Raw genomic sequence first — 23,697 nt, 5'->3', positions numbered from 1 at the left:
CCGGTACGTTGGACCGATGCGACGTGCGGGCCTGGTGGTGCTGGCGCTGCTCGTCGTGGCGCTGGCCGTCGTGGCCCAGCTCGCCGACATCCCGGACGGCGCCGGGCTGCGTGAGCTCGTCCGGACGGCGGGACCGGCGGCGCCGGTCGTCTTCCTGGCCGTCTGCGCGTTCGGCACTGCGGTGTTCTTCCCGAAACCGGTGCTCGCCACGGCGGCGGGGCTGCTCTTCGGCGTCGGGTGGGGGAGCGTTCTCGCGATCGCCGGGTTCACCGCCGGGGCGATGATCGCGTTCACCGTCGCCCGCATGCTCGGGCGTGACGCCATCGCGGGCTGGATGGGGGAGCGGCTCAAGGTCGTCGAAGAAGTCTTCGCACGGCGCGGTGTCGAGGCCACGCTCGTGGTGCGATTGCTGCCCATCGTGCCGTTCGCGCTGGCCAACTACGGCGCGGGTGTCACGTCGGTGCGGGGCCGGGACTTCGCGGTGGGCACGGCGCTGGGGCTGGTGCCGTCGACCGTGCTCGCGGCGGTGCTGGGCGATGCGCTGAGCGACCTGGGGTCGCCGCGGTCGATCGTGGCGCTGTCGATCTGGGCGGTGCTGGCCGTCGCCGGCCTGTGGTGGGGCCGAAGCCTCGTCAAAGCCGCCCGCGTGGACACCTAGCGAGACGCAAAAGCCGTCCCGGCGGGAGACCGGGACGGCTTGAGACGTCTGCGACTTGCTCTTGCGACGACCTCTGGGAGGTCAGGCCGTGCGGGTGCGGCGTCCGCGCAGCTCTTCGAGGCGCTCGTCGAGCAGCTCCTCGAGCTCGGGGATCGACCGGCGCTCCAGGAGCATGTCCCAGTGCGTGCGCGGCGGCTTGACCTTCTTCACCTCCGGCTCGACACCGTCGATGATCTTCGACTCGGTGCCGTGGAGACGGCATTCCCAGGTCGGCGGCAGCTCGGCGTCGTCGGAGAAGGGGACCTCGAAGTCGTGTCCCTTCGGGCAGGCGTACCGCGCTGCCCGGCGCGGAGCGAGGTCGTGGTTGCGGTCGGTCTCGTAGCTGACTGCTCCGAGCCGGCTGCCACGCAAAACGCGGTCGGCCATGGCGGTGTCCTTTCGCTCGGCTCAGGGCCGGGGCCCAGGCTTCTTGCTCACCGTGTGCAACGCCCGGATTGCTCCGTTTGTTTCCGGTTCGCTCTCATGGTCGCCCACAGTGACGTCGTTCACTCGTCAACGAAGGCTTCCTACTAATGGATGCGATCGCCACAGGATCGTGACGCGTTATCAAGCTACTGCGCTCATGCGTCACTCTAATGGCCTAGCAGGGCCTGTGGGTAGTCGCTAGGCCAAGCGAAGCTGACCACTTTGTGCGACGTCAGGGCCTAGGTCACCCAACCGGAAGTGACGCCGACAGAGCACTTGATAGCGGACAGTAGTTTCCGTGTTATCGGTTACACAGTTGCTCTCTGTACCCGATCGGTGCTGCTCCGTGTCCGGCTTGGTATCGGCGACCAGAACCGTGTCTCCGGCGCGAATCACCCGACCGGCCCGCACTCGCGCGTTGAACCGCCCTTGCACGCCGCACCAGCACAGGACTTCGACCTGAATCGCCTTGAGTTCGTCGGCCAGTTCGAACAACCGCGCCGAGCCGGGGAACATCTCCCCGCGGAAGTCGGTGGCCAGCCCGAAGCAGTACACGTCGACCTGAACGTCGTCGGCGAGCTCTGCCAGCTGTTCCACCTGAACGGGGGAGAGGAACTGCGCCTCGTCCACGATCAGGTAGTCGACCCGGTGCCCCTGCGCCCACTGGGCTCGCACGAGCCGGCGGAGATCTTCTTCGCCCACCTCCACGGCCTCCCGGGTGATCCCGATGCGGCTGGAGATCTGCGCGTGGCCCGACCGGTCGTGGCGCACGAGCAGCAGGCCGCGGCGGCCCTGCCGGGAGTTGTTGTGGTCGATCTGCAGTGCGAGCGTCGACTTGCCGCAGTCCATGGGGCCGAAGAAGAACTTCAGATGTCCCACCACCGGCGTAGATCGTCGGGAACCCGCGACAGGTAAGGCGGACAGGGCATCTGTCGGATCGGGAAGGGCGTCCACGGCGGGTCACCCTAGTGCCTGGCACCTGATCAACATGAATCCCCACGAGGTAGCGCTGAGTCCTTCCGGCTCCGGCCGGATCGTGGCGTGGGCATAGCCGCTGCGGTGATCGTCGAAACATCCGGATCACTCGAATTGCTCTATTGCTTCAGTGTTGACTAAAAGTGGACCGCTCCGCTTGTTCCGCTTCCCGATATAGCTCGCGCGGCGATATATTCAACGACATGAGTGGTCGGGTCATGTCCGAGCAGACGTTCCTCGTGCTCACCGCGCTCGCGGAGGAGCCGTTGCACGGCTACGCGATCGTGCAGGCGGTGGAGCAGCTGTCCGAGGGGCGGATGGCGCTGCGGGTGGGCACGTTGTACGGGGTGCTGGACCGGTTGGTGGCGGACGGGTTCGCCGAACGCGACCGCGAGGAAGTGCACCAGGGGCGGCTGCGGCGCTACTACAAGCTCACCGACTCCGGGGTGCGGGCGTTGCAGGCGGAGGTCGCGAGGCTGAGCGCGAACGTGCGCGCGGCTTCGGCGGTTCTGAGGGGGAGGGGCGTCCAGGCATGGGCGAGGCGGGTATGAGGAACCTGGAGCGCCGTTATCGGGCGCTCTTGCGGGTCCTGCCGAAGTGGTACCGGCAGGACCGCGAGGAGGAGATGGTCGGTCTCTTCCTGGTCGAGCGGACCGACGAGCTCGATCTGGAGCACAGCTGGCCGGGGTGGGGCGAGACGTTCGCGATGCTCGGTCTCGCGGTGCGGACGCATCTCGCGGCGGGGAGCGGGATGACGCAGGCGCCGGCGAAGGCGGTGTGGCGCGGCGAGGTCGTGCGGGCGCTCGGGATGATCGGGTTGCTGCTGGGCGTGTTCTACGCGGGCGGGGCGATCACGAGCATGGCCTTCGCCTACAACCACCCGGAGATCGTCAACGCGCTGACGTGGCTGCGGGTGTTCGACTTCGCGCCGGTCGTGGCGTTCGTGGCGCTGCTGGCGGGGAAGCGGACGCTGGCCAAGGTGGCGGCGCTCGCGGCGGTGATGCCGGCGTTCGTGTCGCTCGCGGATCTGCAGCACATTCTGTCGTGGCTCGCGTTCCAGGTGCCGTCGATCGTCACTTTCGTGGCCCTGTGCCTGGGTTTCCACCGGGAGGCGCCGACGCCGCCCGTGCGCAGGCTGGCGTGGTGGGGCGGCGGAGCGCTGCTGTTCGGTCTGGCCGGCGGGTTCGCGTTGGGGGCGGGGCCACTGGCGGTCGTGCTGGTCACGTTCATCGTGCGGGTGGTGGCGTTCGTGCGGGGTGATGTGGTGCTGGGGCGGGCGCTGTCGTTGTTCGCGGTGCCGCAGCTGGTGCCGCTGGTGTGGCTGGTCGGGAGTGAGGTGCACGGGATCGTGGTCGGGCTGCTGGCGGTGCTCGTGATCACCATCGTGGCTCCGGTGCGGCGGCCGTCGGCACAGAAGTTCCGGGTGTCGTGAACAACCTCGAGCGTCGTTATCGGACGCTGCTGAAGGTCCTGCCGCGGTGGTACCGGCAGGACCGCGAGGAGGAGATGGTCGGGCTGTTCCTGGCCGGACGGACCGACGAGCTCGATCTGGAGCACAGCTGGCCGGGGTGGGGCGAGACGTTCGCGATGCTGGGTCTCGCGGTGCGCACCCGGTTCGCGGCCGTGGGCGAACAGGTGTGGCTGGGTGAGGTCGTGCGGGCGGTCGGTGTGCTCGGCATGCTGCTCGGGCTCACCTACGTGGTGCCGTCGGTCTACCGGACTTTCGCCCCGCAGGACACTCCTGTGTGGACGATCGGCTGGTTGCTGTGGGCGCTGGCGCCGCTGGTGGCGTTCGGGTTGCTGCTGGGCGGGCGGCGCACGGCGGCGAAGGTGGTGTCCGGTCTGCTGCTGATGCCGCTGGCGTTGCAGGTGGCGATGCCGGGGACGGGGTTCACCGCGCTGCTCTACCAGTTGCCGCACGTGGTCACGTTCGCGTGCCTGTGCCTGGGTTTCCACCGGGACGCCCCGGCACCGCCGGCTCGCAGGCTCGCCTGGTGGGGTGGGGGAGCGCTGGTGCTCGGGCTCGCCGAGATGCTGGTGTGGGGGAGCGGGGGCACGGTGATCGCGGTCGCGGTGTTCGGGGTGCGGGTGTTCGCGTTGGTGCGCGGCGACTTCGTGCTCGGCCGCGCGTTGTCGATCTTCGGGGTGCTGTTGCTGGGGCCGCTCGCGATCATGATCGCGTACGGGCCGCGGGAGACCGCGGTGTTCGCCGTGGTGGCGGCGGCGCTGCTCGTGGTCAGCGCCGCCGCTCCGGTCAGACGAGTGAGGGTTCCTGGTTTCCCACGGCCTTGATGGCCCGGCGGACGGGCACGAAGATCAGCAGGATGAAGCCGGCGACGAAGAAGATGATCAGGGCGAGGATGGCGGGCCGCAGGCTGCCGGTGGCCTGGCCGACGCCGGCGAACACCAGCGGGCCGAGCCAGCTGGTGGAGCGCTCGCCGACCTCGTAGAGCGAGAAGTACTGGGCTTCCCGGCCGGGTGGGACCATCTGGCTGAAGAGGCTGCGGGACAACGCGTTCGTGCCGCCGAGCACGATGCCGATGCCGGCGGCGACGAGGTAGAACTGCATCTCGTCGCCCGCCTGCACGAAGAACGCCGCGGTGATCACGACGATCCACACCAGGAGTGAGCCGAGGATCGTCTTCTTGGCGCCGACGCGCTTGGCCACGAAGCCGTGCAGGACGCCGCCGATGAAGGCGACGAACTGGACGATCAGGATCACCGTGATGAGGGTCTGCTGTTCGAACTTGAGCTCGACGCTGCCGTACTGGGCGGAGACGTTGGCGACCGTGGCGATGCCGTCGGTGTAGATCAGGTAGGTGCCGAGGAAGGCCAGAGTGAGCGGGAAAGCCTTGGCCTGCTTGATGGTCGTGCCGAGTTCCTTGAAGCCGGCCTTGACCACCGAGGCGCCGTGTTCGCGGCCGTGCGGTGACTGGTGCTCGGTGAGGCGGGTCAGCGGGATGATCGTGAACGCCGCCCACCAGATGCCGGAGATGACGAACGCGATGCGCGCGGCGTCGCCGGAGGTGATGCCGAGGGAGTCGGCGGAGAGCGTGATGCCGAGCTGGATGGCGAGCGCGACGCCGCCGCCGAGATAACCGAAGGCCCAGCCGCGGCTGGACACGGCGTCGCGTTCGTCGGGTGTCGCGATCTCGGGCAGGAAGGCGTAGTAGACGACGACGCTGGCGCCGTAGCAGATGTTCGCGAGGACGAAGAAGAGCACGCCGAGTTTCCAGTTGGTGCCCTGGACGGTGGCGAGCGCGATGGTGGCCGCGGAGCCGGTGAAGGCGAAGGCGGCGAGCATCTTCTTCTTGTTCTGGGTGCGGTCGGCGATGGCGCCCATGATCGGCAGCACGACGACCTGGATCACGGTCGCGAGTGAGAGCAGGTAGCCCCACAGCGAGCCGGAGGGGAACTGCAGTCCGAGGAACGTGACGTCGCAGTGGTCGAACGCGTTGTCGTTGGCGCAGGGGTTCGCCCCGTTGAGCGCGGTGTCGGCTCTGGCGGCGTTCTCCGCGATGCTCGTGAGGTACAGCGAGAAGAAGACGGTGACCACGGACGTGGGGAACACGGAGTTCGCCACGTCGTACCAGACCCAGCCGCGCTGTTCCCTGCGGCGGCTGGCGGTGTTGGCGTCGGCGGCGTCGTCGCCCTTGACCTTCATGTCGGCGGACTGTACTTGTCCGCCGACTCGTCCCATGATCGACTGTCCAAGCTGTTACCAGGTACCGCGCGAGCGGAGTACCTCGCGCAGGACGTCGGGCCGGTCGGTCACGAGTCCGTCGACGCCAAGATCGAGCAGTGCCCGCATGTCGGCCTCGTCGTCGATGGTCCACACGTGCACTTCGAGTGCTCTGCGGTGGGCGGCTTGGACGAAGCGGCGGTCGACGACGGTGAGGCGGCCCTGGCTGCGTGGCACCTGGGCGACCTGGCCGCGCACGGCGAGTCCGGCGAACGGGATCCGCCCGGCCGCCCAGAGCGCGCCGGCGCTGCGCGGTCCCATGGACGTCAGCAGGTCGGGTCCGCCGCTGCGGCGCAGCCGGGCGAGCCGGCTGTCGGAGAAGCCCGCGAGGCACACGCGGTGCAGCGCCTTGGCCTTGCGCAGCAGCGCCAGGATCGGCTCGACGGCGCCGTCCGCCTTCACGTCGATGTTGAAGAACGTGTCGGGCAGTTCCTCCAGGACGTCGGCGAGGCGGGCGATGGGTTCGCGGCCGCCGATGCGGGCGTGGCGCACCTCGGTCCACGGGAGGTCCGCGACGTGGCCCTTGCCGTCGGTGGTGCGGTCGAGCGTGTGGTCGTGGTGGACCACGACCTCGCCGTCACTGGTGGCGTGCACGTCGGTCTCGATGTAGCGGTAGCCCTCCTGCACGGCACGGCGGAACGAGCTCAGCGAGTTCTCCATGCCGGTGAGGTCGTCGACGTGCCAGCCGCGGTGGGCGAAGGCTCGGGGGTGCGGGCCGGCGAGGTACGGGTGGGTCACGTCCCGAGTGTGCCTGCCTGCGGTGGCTCCGCGGTGGACAGTGGGTGGCGAGACACTTTCTTCTTCATCTCGATAACTTCAGTGCAGCCTGAACTCAGTCGTCTGAGTCCTCCGGCAACATCAACAACTCACCGCTCCAAACCACCAGGGCCCCACCCGAACCAACACCAAACGACGCAGCGGTACTGTCCGGTTCCCTACGAAGGTCGTGCTTTCTGGCGCGTCGCTGGAGACGGCACTCCGGACCCGCTACCTTCGCTCGCCATGGAGCGCTCCATGGAGGCGGATGAGCCCAGGCACTGTGCGTGGTGCGGGCGGCGGTTGCCGGGGAGTGGGAGGATCGGCCGGCCGAGGCGGTACTGCGCGCAGCCGTGTCGTCAGCGTGCGTACGAGCGGCGGGCGGCGTTGCAGCGCGGTGGGTTGCCGGAGGACGCGGTGGTGCTGAGCACCGCGGAGCTGGCTGATCTGCAGGACAGGTTGTTCCAGCTGCGGTGCGCCGCGGAGGATGTGGTGACGGCGGCGCAGGACGGTGCGGAGAACGAGGAGCTGCGGAAGCTGGCGGCTGACCTGGTGGAGTCGGCGAAGGGCTTGGAACGGCTTCGCTGAGCTGTTCGTAGATCAAGCCCGTTCGCCCAACAGCGAACCTACCGGCGTAGCGGGTTGCTTACGTCCGGTGATCGGACGATCATGACGCGCGTGACCTCCTATTGCCGCACGGTGCTGGACCGCGCGGATGTCGGCTATGCCGTGACTGACGCGCGCGGGAACCTCCTGTGGTGCAACCGGGCGCTGGGCGTTGTGCTCGGGGTGTCGGTGGAGCAGGCGTACGGCCGGTCGTTGCCGGCGTTGCTGCCGGGTGTGCCCGAGGCGCCCGCGCCGGCGCGGGAAGTCCTGGCTCCGGGTCCGAAGTGGCTCGAGGTGCGGTGCTCGAACCTGGGTGACGACCTGATGTACGAGGTCGTGGACGTGTCGGCGTGGCGTGATCGTGAGCTGGCGGTGACGCAGGAGGCGGACGCGCTGCGCAGGGCGCAGGCGCTGGGCCGGATGGGCACGTGGGAGTGGTCCATCGCGGACGATCGGGTGACGTGGTCGGACACGCTGCTGGAGATGTTCGGGTTCGCGCCGGGGACGGCGTTCGACTTCGAGCTGTACTCGCAGCTGGTGCATCCCGACGATCTGCCGATGATCGAGGAGACGCTGGACGCGGCGCTCAAGACGGGGTCGGTGTTCACGTACACGCATCGGATGCTGCGCCCGGACGGCAAGGAGCGCGTGTTCGAGTGTTTCGGTGAGGTCGTGGTCGGTGACAACGGTGCGCCGTTGCGTGCGCTGGGTACGGCGCATGACGTGACGCAGTCGTCGCGTGTGCACGACGAGCTGGTGAGGATGGCGGAGCAGGATCCGTTGACGGGTCTGCCGAACCGCAGGGCGTTGACGCGTGCGCTCGAGCAGGAGCTGGCGAACAACGGTTCGGGTGCGCTTCTGGTGCTGGATCTGGACAACTTCAAGGACGTCAACGATCTGCGCGGGCACGCGGTGGGCGATCGTGTGATGCGGATGCTGGCGTCGGCGTTGCAGTCGAGGCTGGGTGATCGGCTGATCGCGCGGCTGGGCGGTGACGAGTTCGCGGTCGTGTTGCCGGGTGCGTCGCCGAAGGACGCGTCCGAGGTGGCCGATGGTCTTCGGGACGCGGTGGCGGGGTTCCCGCTGGCGGGGATCGGGACGCCGGCGCGGATCACGGTGAGCACGGGTCTGGCGGAGTTCGGTCCTGGGGATTCCTGGGAGTTGGTGCTGGCGAACGCGGATCTGGCGTTGTACGCGTCGAAGGCGGCGGGTCGTGACCGGGTGACGGTGTACGAGCCGACGCACTACGCGGACACCGTGAAGCGGGTGAGCGTGCTGGACCGCTTGAGAGCGGCGCTGGCCGGGGGCGGGCTGGCGTTGCACGGCATGCCGATGGTCGAGCTGTCGTCGGGCAAGGTGCTGGGGCACGAGTTGTTGCTGCGGCTGGAGGACGGGCAGGAGCCGTATCTCGGTCCCGCGGACTTCCTGCCGGTGGCGGAGCGGTCGAACCTGATCCTGGAGGTCGACCGCTGGGTGCTGTCGACGGCGATCGACGCGCTGGTGGCGGAGCCGGACTCGAGGTTGCGGTTCAACGTCAACGTGTCGGGCCGGACGCTGGAGGATCCGGATTTCGGCGGGTTCGTGCTGGACAAGCTGGGTTCGGCGGGGGTGGCGCCGGGGCGGCTGGGGCTGGAGATCACGGAGACGGCGGCGGTGACCAATCTGGACGCGGCGGTGTCGCTGGCGACGCAGCTGCGGCAGTTCGGGTGCCGGATCACGCTGGACGACTTCGGTTCGGGTTTCGGGTCGTTCGTGCACCTGAAGCACCTGCCGATCACGGGCATCAAGATCGATGGCGAGTTCGTGAAGGGCATCGAGACGAACGACGCGGACGCGGTGCTGGTGTCGGGGATCGTGCAGATCGCGACGGGGCTGGGTCTGTCGGCGGTGGCGGAATGGGTGGAGCGTCCGTCGCAGGTGGAGGCGTTGCGACGGCTCGGTGTGCGGGTGGGGCAGGGGTTCCACCTCGGGCGGCCGGTGCCGTTGCGTGATGTGGTGAACGCGGAGCGCATGCCGCCGAATGGCGCATTGTCGTCTCAGGTGGTCGGAGCAGAGGATGGTGCGCGCTCCTGATCACCGCCTGATGGGATGCCCGTGTCGTCTTGTGGTCTGCGTCGTCTTGAGTTGAGCGTTGCCGAGCCTGAGTTGTCGGTGGACTTCTTCGCCGGTGTTCTCGGCTGGGCGGTGATACCGGAGCCGGACGGGTCGTTCACGGGCTGGGTGGGTGACAGACTTGCGGCGCATGTTGTTGCGGGAGAACAGGGTTGGCGTGTGTTCTTCGGTGGTGACGAGCCGCGTGAGCTGGCCGGGAACTCCTCTGTGGACACTGGCCGGGTGTTGCACGGTCCGTGGGCGCCGGCGCCGCGGGCCGGTGAGCCGTGCTGGGTCGAGTTGATGACCGGCGCTCCGGATGACGCGTACTGGGCCGGGGAGCTGGGCTGGGCGATCGAGCCCGGTACGGAGGATTTTGTTCTTTTCACGTCGTCGCGGCACGGCGATCCGCGTCCGGTGGCGGGCCGGTTGACGACCACGCGCGGGGACGGCTGGACGGTGTACTTCGCGGTGGACGATCTGGAGGCGGCGTGCGCGCGGGTGTCCGAGTTGGACGGTCGGGTGCTGCTGGAGCCCACGACCGTGCCAACTGGACGGATCGCGTCGATCGCCGGTCCGCGTGGTGGTGAGTGCGTGTTGCTGGAGCGGCCGGCGGGGTGGGGCGGTACCTGGGCTGCCAGGCACCTGACCTGAGGATCCTGTCCGAACCTCGGGATCGTTGGCGCTTTTGGCGCTGTTGGCGTCTGCAAGTACCGCCAACTCTTGATCGAATCGCCCTGGACCACACCCAACCTGTTCGCCGGCCGCCGAACAGACGCCCGGTGTTCTGGGGCGCGATGTTCCCTGTTGGTAGTAGAAGAGTGCCTGTTGATGTCGAGTTGGTGGTACTTGCGGACGCCAGTCAGGGCTGGGGCGCGGGTTGCTGGGCTGTGGAGCTCAGGCTTCCAGCTCGGGCGGGAAGCCGCCGGTCGCGATGGGACCCCAGGAGTCGATGGTGATGCGCACGAGCGCCTTGCCCTGGCGGATCATGGCGGCGCGGTATTCGTCCCAGTCGGGGTGTTCGCCCGCGATGCAGCGGTAGTACTCGACGAAGTCCTCGAGCGCGTCGGGCAGGTCGAGGACTTCGGCGGTGCCGTCGATCTGGACGTAGGGGCCGTCCCAGTCGTCGGAGAGCACGCACATGGTGACGGCCGGGTCGCGGCGCGCGTTGCGGACTTTGGCGCGTTGCGGGTAGGTCGAGATGACGATGCGGCCCTGGGTGTCGAGTCCGCAGGCGACGGGGGAGACCTGCAGGCCGTCGGTGGTGGAGCGGCGGGTGATCAGGACGCCGTGGTGTCTGGTGCGCAGGAACTCGAGCAAGTGCGGCCGGTCGACGAGGTCGGCGGTGGCGATCTTCGGCATGATGTGCAGCATGGCACGGTTCACCTCGTTCGACGGCACGCAGCTCGCCTATCGAGAAGCGGGGGAGGGCGCTCCGCTCGTGGTGCTCGCCGGTGGTCCCGGCCGGGCGTCGGTGTACCTGGAGACGCTGGGCGGGCTGGACGCGCACCGGCGGTTGATCATCCTGGACAACCGGGGCACGGGGGAGTCCGACGAGCCGGCGGATCCGTTCACCTACCGGCGGGACATGCTGGTGCGGGACGTGGAGATGCTGCGCCGGCACCTGAGGCTGGACGTCGTCGACGTGCTGGGGCACTCGGCGGGCGCCGGGATCGCGATGGGGTATGCCGCGGACTTCCCGGACCGGGTCGGCAGACTGGTGCTGCTGACGCCGGCGTTGCGCAGTGTCGGGCTGTCGCCGGAGCAGAGTGACTGGGACACGTTCCTGGCCTCCCGTGCGGATCGGCCGTGGTTCGCGGCGGCGACGGCGGCATTGGAGCGCAATGCGGCGGGTGACGACTCGGTGGAGAACCGTGTCGCCGCCTCTCCGCTGCTGTACGCCCGGTGGGACGAGCGGGCGCAGGCGCACGCGAACGCGGAGCTCGGGCAGTGGAAGTACTCGGTGGCGTTGGGCTACAACGCCGAGGGTGCGTTCGTGCCGGGGATTCTGCGGCGGGCGATGGAGGAGTTCGACCACCCGGTGCTGGTGTACGCGTGCACGGTGGACCCGATCGCGCCGGTCCGTCGGTGTGCTGAGCTGGCCGGGTTGTTCCCGAACGCCTCGATGTACGTGCACGAGGGCGTGGGGCACTATCCGTGGGTGGAGGAGCCGGACCAGGTCGCCAAGCAGATCGCGACCTTCCTGGACGGCTAGGCGGTCAGGCGGTGGCGACGCGGTCCCGGCCGTTGTTCTTGGCCTGGTAGAGCGCTTCGTCCGCGGCCAGCAGCAGCGGGCTGAGCTCGGTCGCCGTATCCGGGAACACGGCGGCGCCGATCGAGGCGGTCAGGCCGATGATGCGCTGCGGCTCGCCCGAGCGGTCGATGACGTCGACCTCGAGGCGGGCGATGTCGAACCGGATGCGTTCGGCGGTCGCCCGCACCTCGTCGGTGCCCACACCGGGCAGCAGGACCGCGAACTCCTCGCCGCCGAACCGGCCGACCAGGTCGTAGGAGCGGACGGCGTGCTTGACCACGTCGGCGATGGCGCGCAGGACCCGGTCGCCGGCGAGGTGGCCGTAGGTGTCGTTGATGAGCTTGAAGTGGTCGAGGTCGAGGATCATCACGCCCACGGTGGACACCAGGCGGCGGGCGCGGGCGAGTTCGCGTTCGGCGACGTCGTGCCAGAACGTCGCGTCGACCAGGCCGGTCTTGGAGTCGGTGCGGGCGGCGACGCGGAACTGGGGCAGCAGCAGGCCCATGTGCAGCGCGAGCACGGTGAGCAGCAGGATCGGGGACAGCCACGGGCGGGCGGTCGCGATGATGGCGATGCCGGAGCCGAGTCCGACCGACGCGGTCACGATCAGGATGTCGGAGGCGTGGCCGAGTGCTGTGCGGACCGGGTTCGCCGGGTTGGACATCATGATGGCGCCCACGACCAGGGCGTAGTTGACGAACCAGTACAGGAATCCGGCGATGACGAGGGCGAGCAGCCCGCGTGGGCCGTCCAGCTGGGACGGGTCCGATGCCGAGAACATGGCGAGCACCCATTGCGCTGCGGCGCACCCAAGTACGACAGTGGCGGCGGAGAACAGTTTCCGGTAGAGAACCGCCCGGCGTTTGTAGACCCGCAGCCACGCGTGCAGGTAGATGGTCACGACCAGCAGGACGACGAGTGGCATGGGGAGTACGAGCACGCCCGCGAACTGCCACACCGACTGCATCTGCGCGTGGGGGACACCCTCAGCGGAGACTTCGCGGATCCGTTCGATACCGCGCGCCAGTTCGAGGTGCACCAGGGCGGCTACGCACAGTGCCGCGAACCAGTACCAGTCGCGCACCTCGAACGGGGTAAGCCGTGCGGTTGCGAGCGTGACGAGTGCCGCTGTCACGGCAATCGTCACGACGTAGGTCAGCACGACTGGAGGAAGGGACCATAACTTCCACCGGCGCGGGTCGAGCCAAGGCACGCTGCCACCCCCACCGAAAACCATCAGGAACCAACCACTGTAGCTACCGGGTCACGCGAAGTCGTGGCTCCATGTGGGGGACCTCACCCTGAGTAGTCCTCGCGTTTCACACCCCTTGTAACACCTTCATTTCCCACAAGGAGACGGTCATGATGAACCGCGCGCTGTCGACTGACTGGACCTGCACCTCCACTTCGACGGACTGGACCTTCAAGGCCAGCACCGACTGGACGTTCCACTCGACGGACTGGACGTTCGCGAGCACCGACTGGACCTTCGCGTCGACGGACTGGACTGTCTAGGGACGCTCGGCGGCCATGGCGGCGGAGGGTGTACGCCGGCACCCTCCAGTGCCGTCGACCTGGCGTTTCCCGGCAGACTCGCGCGCGCGACGAGACGCGCTGGTTGAATGACCGCCTGCGGCGGGGGCCGTGCCGCGATGGTGTCGTCGGGGGTCAGGCGTGTTGACGTTCGGAGTGCTCGGACCGCTGGAGGTCTTGCGGGACGGGTCTGCCGTGCACGTCAACGGACCGCAGCAGAGAGCTCTGCTCGCCACGTTGCTGTTGCGGGCGAACACGGTCGTGCCCGTGACCGTGATCGTCGCCAGGCTGTGGGACGAGGACCCGCCACCGGCCGGTCGCAAGTCCGTGCAGATGTACGTGCTGCGGCTGCGTCGCCTGCTGGCCGACGGGGCCGTGATCGAAACCCATCCGCACGGCTACCTGCTGCGGATCGACCCGGCGACGCTGGACCTGGCGCGGTTCCGCGACGCCGTGCGGGCGGCGGGGCTCGCGCAGCCCCGCGACGAGCTGGCTCTGCTGAGTCAGGCGCTGCAGTGCTGGCGTGGGCCGATGCTCGACGACGTCGACTCGGAGTCGTTGCACCGCGAGGACGTGCCGCCGCTGGCCGAGCAGCTGCTGCGGGTGCGGGAGCGGTTCTTCGACGCGAGCCTCGAACTGGGTCAGCACGGTGAGGTGATCAGCGAGCTGATCCGGGCGACCGAGGAACATCCGTGGCACGAGGCGTTCTGGGCTCAGCTGGTGACCGCGTTGCACCGCACGGGCAGACGCGCGGACGCGTTGCAGACCTATCAGACCGTGCGTCGCAGGTTCGCCGAGGAGCTCGGCGTGGACCCCGGCTCCGGGTTGCGGGCCGCCCACGAGGCTGTGCTGGCCGCCGACGATCCCGCGCCCGCTGTGGCGCAGCTGCCCGGTGACGTGAACCGGTTCATCGGCAGGGACACCGTCATCGCCGGCTTGGACGAATTCGCGTTCACGCCCGGCGGCGATCGCAACATCGTGATCTCCGGGCCTCCCGGCGTCGGGAAGACCACCCTCGCCGTTCATGTCGCTCACCGGTGGCGGGAGAAGTTTCCGGACGGACAGCTGTACGTGAACCTGCAGGGCTTCGCGGCCGACCCGCCGCTGTCACCGTCGACGGCGCTGACGCGGTTCCTCGGTGCGCTCGGGTTCGGTCGCGATCGAGTGCCTGACGACGTCGAGGAGCAGTCGGCGTTGTTGCGCAGCGCGCTGACCGGACGCCGCATGGTGCTGGTGCTGGACAACGCCGCCGACGCCGACCAGGTGCGGCCCCTGCTGCCGGGTCAGCCCGGCTGCGTCGTGCTGATCACCAGCCGCCACGATCTGCGTGGCCTCGTGGTCAGCCCTGGGGCCAGCGGTGTGCCGCTCGACGTTCTCGACGACGACGAGTCCCGTGCGGTGCTCGCCGACCTGCTCGGTCCTGAGCGTGCCGCGGCCGAGGCCGGCGCACTCGGACAACTCGCCAAGACCTGCGCGCACCTGCCCCTGGCGCTGCGGATCGCGGGCGCGAACCTCGCCGCCGACCCCGGTTGCAGCATCGCCGACTACACCACCGAGCTCACCACCCGAGGCCGGGTCACCGCGCTCGCCATCGACGGCGACGAACGCAACGCTGTCCGGGCCGCGTTCGACCAGTCCTACCTGCGGCTGAACGTGGCCGATCGCGCGTTGTTCCGGCTGCTGGGCCTCGTGCCGGGCCCGGACATCGGCGTCGCCGCCACGGCCGCGCTCGCCGATACCGACGTGCCGCACGCGCGCCGGGCAGTCGACCGTCTCGTGGCCGCCGGTCTCCTGCAGCGGACCGCGCCCGGCCGGTGCGGCTTCCACGACCTGATCCGCGAGTACGCGGCCGGGCTCGCCGGCGTTGACGGCGATCCGGCGATGTTCAGGCTGGTCGAGCACTACCTGCGCCGCGCGGCCGAGGCCGCGCGGATCGCTTACCCCGTCGCGGCAGTGCGTGACGTTCCAGCGGACCCCGCTCTCACCGAGGCGGACGCGGTGCGCTGGTTCGACGACGAGCACCACAACCTGCTCGCGGTCCTCACCTGGGCGGCGACCCGTCCGGCCGCCCAGCACCTGGCGTGGCGGATGGTCGAGGTGCTGCACGGCTACCTGCAGATCGGCGGGCACACCAGGGAGGCCATCGCCACGTCCACGGCGGCGCTGGGTGCCGCGGACGCAGCCGGAGACCACCAGGCCCGCGTCTCGCTGCTGGATCTGCTCGGGCTGCTCTTCCACGACCTCAGCGAGTACGACCAGGCCTACGTGCACCACGTGCAGGCACTGACCATCGCCAGACAGCTGGGGGACCTCGACGGTGAGGCCGACGCCCTGCGCAACATCGGCCGTCAGCAGGTGCAGCAGGGCCGGCCGCAGGACGCGCTGACGTACTTCGACAAGGCCCTCGCTGTGGCCCGCTCGGCGGGAAACACCGAGTCGGAGTCGCGGACGTTGAACTTCATCGGTGTCGCCACCACGTACAGCGGTGACCCGCAGACAGCCTTCGACCTGCACGAACAAGCACTCGCGCTCGCCCGCAAGATCGACCACCGCGAGCTGGTGCACCGCTGCCTCAACGGCAGGGGCATCGCCTGGTGGGCGCTCGGAAGGCTGGACGAGTCGGTGGCCGACCACGAGGAGGTGCTCGCCTACTGCAGGCAGACCGGGCAGAGCGTGGGCGAGGGGGCGTCGCTGATGAGCCTCGCCGAGGTGCATCTCGACGCGGAGCGGGCCGACCTGGCCGCGGGGCTCGCCGCCGAGGCTCTGCTGGTGAGCCGGGAGGTGGCCGAACGCCGGACGCAGGCCAACACGATCACCTTGCTCGCCGCGATCGACAACCACCGGGGCGACCACGCCGAAGCGGCCACGAAATGCGGTCAGGCCCTGGAACTCGCACGGGAGATCGGGTTCGGTTTCGGTGAGGTCGCCGCACTGCTCGGGCTGGCCACCGCGCACCGCGGCCTCGGTGATCCCGGCACCGCGCTGCTGCACGCGGGCAAGGCGCTGGAACTGGTGCGCGCCAGCCGCCAACTCCTGCTCGAAGCGGACGTGCTCACCGAACTCGCCCGCGACCACCTCGACCTCGGTGACTCCACGGCCGCCGCGGACACGGCCACCGAGGCCGTCCGGGTGGCCGCGAACCAGGGCCGGAGCCTCGTCGAACAACGCGCCCGCACGCTGCTGGCAGGACTTCGTTCGCGGTAGCCACGGGAGGGTGCGCGCGTCGCACTCACTGGCCCGCCTGCGCGAATGATCGCGCGGCGTGGCGCCACGACCACGCCGCCCCTCCGGCGGCCAGCGCACCCACCGCCCCGGCCGCCGCGACCACCTGGTGCGGGGGCCACCACTCGGCGGCCACCCCGGCGGCCGCGATCCCCAGCCCCTGCGACACCCGCAACGCGGTGACCGCGAGACCGAAAGCCTGCCCGCGCGTGGCGTCGGGCACGGTGCGCACGAACGTCGTGTTCGCCAGCAACTGGTAGGCACTCGCCGCGCCGGACAGCCCGACCAACACCAACGACCACGCCAGGCCCGGTGCGAGTGCCATCGGCAGCAACACCACGCACGACGCGATCGACAGCCAGGGCATCAACCGCATCCCCAGGCCGCGTGGCATCCGGGCGAGCAGCACCATGCCCACCGTCGTGCCGGCGGCGAACACACCGAAGATCGCCCCCACCGCCGCGGGACCCGCACCCAGCCTCGCCGCCAACGGCGCCGCCAGCGCCTCCGCCGTGATGTAGAAGCCGGACACGCAGGCGAGCGCCACCAGCGCCCGCAACCGGCGATCACCCCACACCAGCCGCGCCCCGCCCACCAGATCCGCGGGCCACGCCCGCACGTGCGGGTTGGCCGGAGCGGGCCGATCGAGCAGGAACACCCCCACCAGGAACGCCGAGACGCAGAACGTCACCCCATCCGCGACCAGCACCAGAGCGGGCCCGAGCCACGCGACCAGCGCGCCGCCGGTGAGGAAGCCCGCGACCTGGGCCGCCTGCGTCACCGTGCTCAGCACCGCCTGACCCAGCGGATAGCGGTCGTCGGGCAGGATCTGCGGCAGCAACGCCGCCCGCGCCGCGCCGTGCGGTGCCCCCGCGAACTGCACCAGCACCAGCAGTGTCGCGAGCAGCCACAACGGCAACAGCGGCACGGCCATGAACAACAACAACGCCGCCCGCACGAAATCGGCGGCCACCATGACCTCTTTACGCGCGAAACGGTCGGCGAGCCCCGAGAGCAGGGGCCCGCCGACCAGGTCCGGCAGGAACGTCAACGCGTAGGTCAGCGCGGTCAGGCCCGCGCTGGCGGTGCGGTCGTAGACGTGCACCGTCAGCGCGACCCTCGCGAACTGGTCCCCGGCCACCGACACCACGTGCGCCACGAACAGGGCGCGGAACTCACCATCGCGGGCGAGCTCGCGGTAGCCGGGCATGAGCTACAGGATGGAGGACCAGAACCCGCACCGGTGATCTCGGGCGAAATCGGTGCCCTTGATTGCTCCGGGTGCCAGCGACTGCACGTCCGAACGCCACCCCGGGTCACCGGTGCGCGCGAACCGGCCCCACGCCGTGAGCATGTAGTCCGACACCTCGCGCTGCTGCGGCGAGAGCGTCACGCCGGGGAACTCGAACAGCATCAGCAGCTCAGAGCCGTGGTAGGCCTTGTAGTCCGGGAACGGCGGCAGCGGGAAGATCAGCGGCACGTCCTGGTCGGCGAACTCGTAGCCCGACACCCGCGCATAGCGGCCCAGCTCCTTGCGCGCCACCTGCGTCGGGCACGCCCACGACGCGTCGGTCAGCACCTGCGCGAGCTCGTCACGGGCGTCGTCGTTGCCGTTGACCGGGTACTTCGCCAGGACACGATCCGCCTTCGCCTCACCGAACAAGCCGGCCAGCTGCGCCCGGTAGGTCGCCTCCGGCAGCGGCTGCGGATAGATCAACGCCGCGAACAACGTCGCCTCGTCGTGCGTCGTCCCCACCAGCGTCGGCACGTGATGCACGCGGCCCGTGCGCTGCGCCACCACCGGGTCGATCGGCAGGATCGCCGTGTCGAACGAGGGGAGGCCGAACTGCTCGTGCACGCTCAGCAGCTTCGCCACCGGCTGCGCCCGCAGACACGCCACGTCCGCGCACCCCAGGGTGCCCACGCCCGCGTTCTCCGTGTCCGTGCGCGACCGCCACAGGTGGATGAGCTTGCCGGGCTCGGTCGGTGACGGCGAGGTCAGCCCGGCGGGACCGGACTGGATGATCGCCTTGGCGAACAGCCCACCGGCACGCGGCGACGCGAGCTGCGCGGTCACGCTCAGCCCACCCGCCGACTCACCGAACACCGTCACGTTGCCCGGGTTGCCGCCGAACGCACGAGCGTTGCGCTGCACCCACTTCAACGCCGCCTGCTGATCGGCCAGGCCGAACGTGCCGGAACCAGGCAGACCGGGATGACCGAAGAACCCGAACACCCCGAGCCGGTAGTTCACCGTCACCACGACGACGTCGTTCTTCGTCGCGAGCTGCCGGGCGTCGTACTGCGACGCCGCACCGGCCGTGAACGCGCCACCGTGGATCCACACCATCACCGGCCGCGGCTTGCGCGCCTCACCGGCAGGCGTCGTGACGTTGAGGTACAGGCAGTCCTCGGTCTCCGACGCCGGCATGCCGAGCTGCGAGGTCTGCGCGCAGATCGGCGCCGGCCTCGTCGCGTCCCGCACGCCCTGCCACGCCGCGGCCGGCTGAGGATCCCGCCAGCGGTTCTCACCCACCGGCGCAGCAGCGAACGGGATGTTGCCGAACGTGCGATACGTGCTGGTCACCGTCCCGGAGACCAGACCCTTGTCTGTCCTGACCACCGCGCCGCCGCCCTCAGCGGCAGCGGCAGGGCTCACGATGACGGCACCAGCCATCGCCGCGGCAACGACCGCCGTCAACAGTCGTGACATCAGACGAACACCCCTCACTGTTCTCCCCAGAAATCAGAACTTCCCCAGAAACCGCACTGGTGGTCCTTCGCGAAATCAGCCGGCCCCACCGCCCCCGCCGCGAGCGACTGCACCTCGGCCCGCCAGCCGGGATCACCGGTGCGCGCGAAACGCCCCCACGCCCTGACCATGTAGTCCGACAACTCCCGCTGCCCAGGCGAGAGCGGCAGGCCGAAGTCGAACAACACCGGCAACTCCGCCGCGTGATAAGCCCGGTAGCCGCCCGGGAACGGCGGCATGTCCGGGAAGAACATCGGCACATCGGTGTCCGCGAACTCGTACCCCGGCGCCTTCAACCGCCGGCGGGCGTCCTGCGACGGGCACGCCAGCGACCCGTCCGTGAGCACCGTCGCGATCTCGTCGCGCGCGTCACCGTTGCCGTTGACCGGATAGCGGGCCACCACCTGGTCGGCGAGCGTCTCCCCGTACAGCCCGGCGATGCGAGCCCGGTAAGTGCTCTCGGGAATCGGCGCGGGCTCTGCCAGCCCCACGAACACCGTCGCCTCGTCGTGCGTCGACCCGATCATCGTCGGCACCCGGTGCAACCGGCCCGTGTTCTGCGCGACCAGCGGATCGATCGGCAACACCCGCGTACCGAACGCCGGGAACGCGAACGCGCTGTGCACCGGCAGCAGCTTCGAGACCGGCAACGCCCGCAGGCACGCGAGATCCGGACACCCCAGAGGCTGCGCCGCGCCCGTGCGCTCCACCTCCGCCCGCGACCGCCACTGCGTCGCGAACCGCCCCGGCTCCCGGCCGGGGAACGTCGTCCCGCACGCACCCGACTGGATGATCGCCTTGCCGAACAGCCCCGCCGCCCCCGGCGACGCGAGCTGCGCACAGACACTCAACCCACCGGCGGACTCACCGAACACCGTCACGTTGCTGCTGTCACCACCGAACGCACGGGCGTTGCGCTGCACCCACCGCAGCGCGGCCTGCTGGTCCGCGAGCCCGAACGTCCCCGAACCCGGCAGACCGGGATAGCCGAAGAACCCGAACACCCCGAGCCGGTAGTTCACCGTCACGACCACGGCGTCGTTCTTCGTCGCCAGCCACCGCGCGTCATAGGTGCCCGCCGCGCCACTGGTGAACCCGCCACCGTGGATCCACACCATCACCGGCCGCGGCTTCGACCGCTGGGCCGGTGTGGTGACGTTCAAATACAGGCAGTCCTCGACCACGGACCCCGGCAACCCCAGCGCCGGTGCCTGCGCACACAGCGGTGACGGCGTGGTCGCGTCCCGCACGCCCTGCCACGGCGCGGCCGGTTGCGGGTCCCGCCACCGGTTCTCACCGACCGGCGCCGCGGCGAACGGAATGTTGCCGAACGTGCGATAGGTACTGGTCACCGTGCCGGACACGGCACCCTTGTCAGTCTTGACGACCCTGCCGTCGCTCTCAGAGCTCATAGAGCTGTCAGCGTGAGCGACCGGGACCTGGATGGCGGCGAGCGCCAGCGCGGCGGCCACAGCCACCGCGGGAATCCTTGCCATGAGTTGTCCGACCCCCTTCGGACTCGAACGTATCGCCGGACAGGGCAAGCCGGATACCGGATAAAGAGACATGTCCCATCCACCGAAAGTGGATGTGCCCGATCACCGGTCGCCTCACCGGTTGCCGACATACCGACCGGTCGGTACCCTCCGACTCGTGGGTGACACAACGCTTCCGCCGCAGCCGCTCGTCGACGCCCTGGTCTTCGACTGGGGCGGCGTCCTGACGGTCTCCGTACCCGAGTTCGTCGGCGCGTGGCTGCACGCCGAGGCCATCGACCGCGAGGTCTACGGTCGCGTCATGCGCGAATGGCTCGGCCGCGACGCGCTCCCGGACAACCCGGTCTTCCGCCTGGAGACCGGCGAGCTGACCGTGGCGCAGTTCGAACGGCTGCTGGCCGCCGAGCTGATCACCACCAGCGGCGCGGCGATCGACGAGAACGGGCTGCTCAAGCGCATGTTCGGCGGCGCGACACCCGACCCGGCGATGGTCGAGCTCGTCCGCAAGGCCCGCGCCGCCGGCCTGCACACCGCGCTGCTGTCCAACAGCTGGGGCGAGGGGTACCCGAAGGACCTGCTGCTCGAGCTGTTCGACACCGTCGTGATCAGCGGCCGCATCGGCATGCGCAAGCCCGACGAACGCATCTACCGTCACACCCTCGACCAGATCGGCGTCCCCGCCGGCCGCGCGGTGTTCTTCGACGACGCGCCGATCAACGTCGAAGCAGCCCAGGCCGTCGGCATGCACGCGTTCCGCCACACCCACGCCGACGACACCCGCGCCACCCTCGCCACCCTCGGAGTGAACCTGTGACCGGCACCCCTGGCTCTTCAGACTCACCCGGCCTTCCCGGCCTCGACCTGGAGGCACTGGCCACACACCTGGGCACAGGCCCGCTGTCGGGCGAGCTGTTCCCCGGCGGCCGCTCCAACCTCACCTACCGCGTCACCGACGGCACCCAGCGCTGGGTCCTGCGCCGCCCGCCCCTCGGGCACGTGCTGGCGACCGCGCACGACATGGCCCGCGAGTTCCGCGTGATCTCCGCACTGGAACCCACGTCGGTGCCGGTGCCCCACGCGCATCAGCTCGTCGAGGACACCTCCGTCATCGGCGCGCCCTTCTACCTCATGTCGGAGATGCCCGGCGTCGCGCTGCGCGAGCGCAAGCAGTGCCCGTGGCTCAACTCCGAGAAGGCCACCGTCCTGTCGCGCAAGCTCGTCGACGTGCTCGCCGACCTGCACTCCGTCGACCCCGACGCGGTCGGCCTCGGCGACTTCGGGCGCCCGGAAGGATTCCTCGCCCGGCAGGTCAAGCGGTGGGGCAAGCAGCTCGACGCCTCCCGCAGCCGCGACCTGCCCGGCATCGACGAACTGCGCGACAAACTCGCCGACACCGTCCCGGACTCCCAGCGCGTGGCGATCATCCACGGCGACTACCGCCTCGACAACGCGCTGGTCACCCAGTCACCACTGCAGATCAGCGCGGTCCTCGACTGGGAGATGGCCACCCTCGGCGACCCGCTCGCCGACCTCGGCCTGCTCTACGTCTACTGGCAGGGCCTCGGCGTCGACAACGACCCCATCACCGGCAGCGTCCCGTCGATGCCCGGCTTCCTGTCCGCCGACGAACTCGTCGCCCGCTACACCACCCGCACCGGCACCGACACCTCCGGGCTGGGCTGGTACATCGCCTTCGGCTACTTCAAGCTCGCCGTCATCGTCGAAGGCATCCACTACCGCTTCGCCAGCGGCAAAACCGTCGGCGCCGGGTTCGAGAAGCTCGGCGCGTTCACCGTTCCCCTCGTGCGGCAGGGTCTCGCCGCCGCCCACAAGGAGCTCTGACATGGACTTCGCCTACGACGCCAAGACCGAGGAACTGCGGGCCAGGCTGCTCGCCTTCATGGACGAGTTCGTCTACCCCGCCGAGGCCGTCCTCGAGCAGCAGCTGCACGACGCCGCCGACCCCTGGGAACGCCAGCCCGTCCTGGAATCGCTGAAGGTCGAGGCCCGCAAGCAGGGCCTGTGGAACCTCTTCCACCCCGAGCACAGCGACGGCCTCACGAACCTGCAGTACGCGCCACTGGCCGAGATCACCGGCCGCAGCCCCCACCTCGCCCCTGAGGCGTTGAACTGCGCCGCGCCGGACACCGGCAACATGGAGGTGCTGACGATGTTCGGCACCGACGAGCAGAAGAAGCAGTGGCTGCAGCCGCTGCTCGACGGCGAGATCCGCTCCGCGTTCTGCATGACCGAACCCGACGTCGCCTCCTCCGACGCCACCAACATCGCCACCCGCATCGAACGCGACGGCGACGACTACGTCATCAACGGCCGCAAGTGGTGGTCCTCCGGCGCGATGAACCCCAACTGCGCCATCTTCATCGTCATGGGCAAGACCGACCCCGACGCCGACCGCCACCGCCAGCAGTCCCAGATCCTCGTCCCGCGCGACACCCCCGGCATCACCGTCAAGCGCGCCATGACGGTCTTCGGCTACCAGGACTACGCCCACGGCGGCCACGCCGAGATCCTGTTCGAGAACGTCCGCGTCCCCGCGTCGAACCTCATCGCCGGCGAGGGCGAGGGCTTCGCCATCGCGCAGGCCCGCCTCGGCCCCGGCCGCATCCACCACTGCATGCGCCTGATCGGCATCGCCGAACGCGCCCTGGAACTGCTGTGCCGCCGCGCCTCCTCGCGAGTGGCGTTCGGCAAGCCCATCGCCGCGCAGGGCGTCGTGCACGAGTGGATCGCCGAAGCCCGCGTCCGCATCGAACAGGCCCGCCTGCTCGTGCTCAAGACCGCCTGGCTGATGGACACCGTCGGCAACAAGGGCGCCCACACCGAGATCCAGGCCATCAAGATCGGCACCCCGCTGATGACCGAATGGGTCCTCGACAAGGCCATCCAGGCCCACGGCGGCGGAGGCGTCAGCCAGGACACCCCGCTCGCCGAGCTGTGGGCCGCCACCCGCACCCTGCGCATCGCCGACGGCCCCGACGAGGTCCACCGCATGTCGCTGGCCAAGCGAGAGCTCAAGAAGTACCTGTAGGGCCAAGCCGGGGGGGCGGATCTCGCACCCCCGGCTGCAGAACCCCGACTAGGACCCTCGGCTACAGGACCCCCGGCCAGCGCCCCCTGGCTACCGCG

Annotated in this window: 22 protein-coding genes; 13 read left to right on the top strand and 9 right to left on the bottom strand. The window is 69.6% G+C overall.

Going from position 1 to position 23,697, the window contains the following annotated elements:
- The first annotated feature begins 16 nt into the window (after positions 1-16).
- On the top strand, positions 17-658 hold the full coding sequence (locus ACIA8G_RS42410; RefSeq protein ID WP_396424483.1) for a TVP38/TMEM64 family protein: 642 nt from the start codon (positions 17-19) through the stop codon (positions 656-658).
- A gap of 81 nt (positions 659-739) precedes the next feature.
- Here ACIA8G_RS42410 and ACIA8G_RS42405 read toward each other — a convergent pair whose 3' ends face one another.
- Together ACIA8G_RS42405 and ACIA8G_RS42400 are read right to left on the bottom strand one after the other, a co-directional pair.
- Positions 740-1,084, bottom strand: coding sequence for an RNA polymerase-binding protein RbpA (locus ACIA8G_RS42405; protein WP_030466135.1), 345 nt, complete (start codon positions 1,082-1,084; stop codon positions 740-742).
- Between the two features lie 237 nt (positions 1,085-1,321).
- A complete protein-coding gene (locus ACIA8G_RS42400) occupies positions 1,322-2,077 on the bottom strand; it encodes a thymidine kinase (RefSeq protein ID WP_396424482.1) in 756 nt (251 codons plus the stop codon).
- A 224-nt stretch (positions 2,078-2,301) separates the two neighbouring features.
- Here ACIA8G_RS42400 and ACIA8G_RS42395 point away from each other — a divergent pair, with 224 nt between their 5' ends.
- From ACIA8G_RS42395 to ACIA8G_RS42385, 3 genes are read left to right on the top strand one after another with little or no spacing between them, the layout of a single operon-like run.
- Positions 2,302-2,649: a PadR family transcriptional regulator gene (locus ACIA8G_RS42395; protein ID WP_396424481.1), complete on the top strand. Its 348-nt coding sequence runs from the start codon at positions 2,302-2,304 to the stop codon at positions 2,647-2,649.
- Entirely contained in the window at positions 2,646-3,530 is an 885-nt protein-coding gene (locus ACIA8G_RS42390; RefSeq protein ID WP_396424480.1) for a hypothetical protein, read from the top strand. Before ACIA8G_RS42395 ends, ACIA8G_RS42390 begins: the two co-directional genes overlap by 4 nt.
- The gene (locus ACIA8G_RS42385; RefSeq protein WP_396424479.1) at positions 3,527-4,390 is read left to right on the top strand and encodes a hypothetical protein; all 864 of its coding nucleotides are present in this window, start codon (positions 3,527-3,529) and stop codon (positions 4,388-4,390) included. The genes ACIA8G_RS42390 and ACIA8G_RS42385 overlap by 4 nt, the downstream gene beginning before the upstream one ends.
- Here ACIA8G_RS42385 and ACIA8G_RS42380 read toward each other — a convergent pair.
- Positions 4,353-5,762, bottom strand: coding sequence for an MFS transporter (locus ACIA8G_RS42380; RefSeq protein ID WP_396424478.1), 1,410 nt, complete (start codon positions 5,760-5,762; stop codon positions 4,353-4,355). The two genes, ACIA8G_RS42385 and ACIA8G_RS42380, sit on opposite strands and share 38 nt — an antisense overlap.
- A 54-nt stretch (positions 5,763-5,816) precedes the next feature.
- Positions 5,817-6,578 (bottom strand): glycerophosphodiester phosphodiesterase, encoded by a 762-nt coding sequence (locus ACIA8G_RS42375; RefSeq protein ID WP_396424477.1) that lies wholly within the window; start codon positions 6,576-6,578, stop codon positions 5,817-5,819.
- A 264-nt stretch (positions 6,579-6,842) separates the two neighbouring features.
- Here ACIA8G_RS42375 and ACIA8G_RS42370 point away from each other — a divergent pair, with 264 nt between their 5' ends.
- The 3 genes from ACIA8G_RS42370 to ACIA8G_RS42360 all read left to right on the top strand — a co-directional run bounded on the left by ACIA8G_RS42370 (position 6,843) and on the right by ACIA8G_RS42360 (position 9,947).
- Positions 6,843-7,184, top strand: coding sequence for a hypothetical protein (locus ACIA8G_RS42370; protein ID WP_396424476.1), 342 nt, complete (start codon positions 6,843-6,845; stop codon positions 7,182-7,184).
- 90 nt (positions 7,185-7,274) lie between these two features.
- A complete protein-coding gene (locus tag ACIA8G_RS42365; protein ID WP_396424475.1) occupies positions 7,275-9,275 on the top strand; it encodes a putative bifunctional diguanylate cyclase/phosphodiesterase in 2,001 nt (666 codons plus the stop codon).
- Positions 9,276-9,326: 51 nt separating this feature from the next.
- On the top strand, positions 9,327-9,947 hold the full coding sequence (locus ACIA8G_RS42360) for a VOC family protein (protein WP_396424474.1): 621 nt from the start codon (positions 9,327-9,329) through the stop codon (positions 9,945-9,947).
- A 243-nt stretch (positions 9,948-10,190) separates the two neighbouring features.
- Here ACIA8G_RS42360 and ACIA8G_RS42355 read toward each other — a convergent pair whose 3' ends face one another.
- Positions 10,191-10,655, bottom strand: a complete 465-nt coding sequence (locus ACIA8G_RS42355) for a PPOX class F420-dependent oxidoreductase (RefSeq protein ID WP_396424516.1) — start codon at positions 10,653-10,655, stop codon at positions 10,191-10,193.
- Between the two features lie 10 nt (positions 10,656-10,665).
- Between ACIA8G_RS42355 and ACIA8G_RS42350 the strand changes: the two genes are divergently transcribed.
- Positions 10,666-11,508, top strand: a complete 843-nt coding sequence (locus tag ACIA8G_RS42350) for an alpha/beta fold hydrolase (protein WP_396424473.1) — start codon at positions 10,666-10,668, stop codon at positions 11,506-11,508.
- A gap of 4 nt (positions 11,509-11,512) precedes the next feature.
- Here the strand turns inward: ACIA8G_RS42350 and ACIA8G_RS42345 are convergent, their stop codons facing one another.
- The gene (locus tag ACIA8G_RS42345; protein WP_396424472.1) at positions 11,513-12,709 is read right to left on the bottom strand and encodes a diguanylate cyclase; all 1,197 of its coding nucleotides are present in this window, start codon (positions 12,707-12,709) and stop codon (positions 11,513-11,515) included.
- A 200-nt stretch (positions 12,710-12,909) separates the two neighbouring features.
- Between ACIA8G_RS42345 and ACIA8G_RS42340 the strand changes: the two genes are divergently transcribed.
- Both ACIA8G_RS42340 and ACIA8G_RS42335 read left to right on the top strand, forming a co-directional pair.
- Positions 12,910-13,062 (top strand): hypothetical protein, encoded by a 153-nt coding sequence (locus tag ACIA8G_RS42340; RefSeq protein ID WP_396424471.1) that lies wholly within the window; start codon positions 12,910-12,912, stop codon positions 13,060-13,062.
- A gap of 159 nt (positions 13,063-13,221) precedes the next feature.
- Positions 13,222-16,284 (top strand): BTAD domain-containing putative transcriptional regulator, encoded by a 3,063-nt coding sequence (locus ACIA8G_RS42335; RefSeq protein ID WP_396424470.1) that lies wholly within the window; start codon positions 13,222-13,224, stop codon positions 16,282-16,284.
- A 25-nt stretch (positions 16,285-16,309) separates the two neighbouring features.
- Here ACIA8G_RS42335 and ACIA8G_RS42330 read toward each other — a convergent pair whose 3' ends face one another.
- From ACIA8G_RS42330 to ACIA8G_RS42320, 3 genes are read right to left on the bottom strand one after another with little or no spacing between them, the layout of a single operon-like run.
- Entirely contained in the window at positions 16,310-17,512 is a 1,203-nt protein-coding gene (locus ACIA8G_RS42330) for an MFS transporter (RefSeq protein WP_396424469.1), read from the bottom strand.
- A gap of 3 nt (positions 17,513-17,515) precedes the next feature.
- Positions 17,516-19,015, bottom strand: coding sequence for a carboxylesterase/lipase family protein (locus ACIA8G_RS42325; protein WP_396424468.1), 1,500 nt, complete (start codon positions 19,013-19,015; stop codon positions 17,516-17,518).
- A gap of 14 nt (positions 19,016-19,029) precedes the next feature.
- Complete coding sequence (locus tag ACIA8G_RS42320) at positions 19,030-20,550, bottom strand: carboxylesterase/lipase family protein (protein ID WP_396424467.1); 1,521 nt, start codon at positions 20,548-20,550, stop codon at positions 19,030-19,032.
- A gap of 157 nt (positions 20,551-20,707) precedes the next feature.
- Here ACIA8G_RS42320 and ACIA8G_RS42315 point away from each other — a divergent pair, with 157 nt between their 5' ends.
- From ACIA8G_RS42315 to ACIA8G_RS42305, 3 genes are read left to right on the top strand one after another with little or no spacing between them, the layout of a single operon-like run.
- Positions 20,708-21,364: an HAD family hydrolase gene (locus ACIA8G_RS42315; protein ID WP_396424466.1), complete on the top strand. Its 657-nt coding sequence runs from the start codon at positions 20,708-20,710 to the stop codon at positions 21,362-21,364.
- Positions 21,361-22,392, top strand: coding sequence for a phosphotransferase family protein (locus tag ACIA8G_RS42310; RefSeq protein ID WP_396424465.1), 1,032 nt, complete (start codon positions 21,361-21,363; stop codon positions 22,390-22,392). The genes ACIA8G_RS42315 and ACIA8G_RS42310 overlap by 4 nt, the downstream gene beginning before the upstream one ends.
- A gap of 1 nt (position 22,393) precedes the next feature.
- On the top strand, positions 22,394-23,599 hold the full coding sequence (locus tag ACIA8G_RS42305; RefSeq protein WP_396424464.1) for an acyl-CoA dehydrogenase family protein: 1,206 nt from the start codon (positions 22,394-22,396) through the stop codon (positions 23,597-23,599).
- Positions 23,600-23,697 lie beyond the last annotated feature (98 nt).

This window comes from Lentzea sp. NPDC051213 (assembly GCF_044455585.1).
In the GTDB taxonomy this organism is placed as follows: domain Bacteria; phylum Actinomycetota; class Actinomycetes; order Mycobacteriales; family Pseudonocardiaceae; genus Lentzea.
This window is presented reverse-complemented; position numbering and strand designations above follow the sequence as displayed.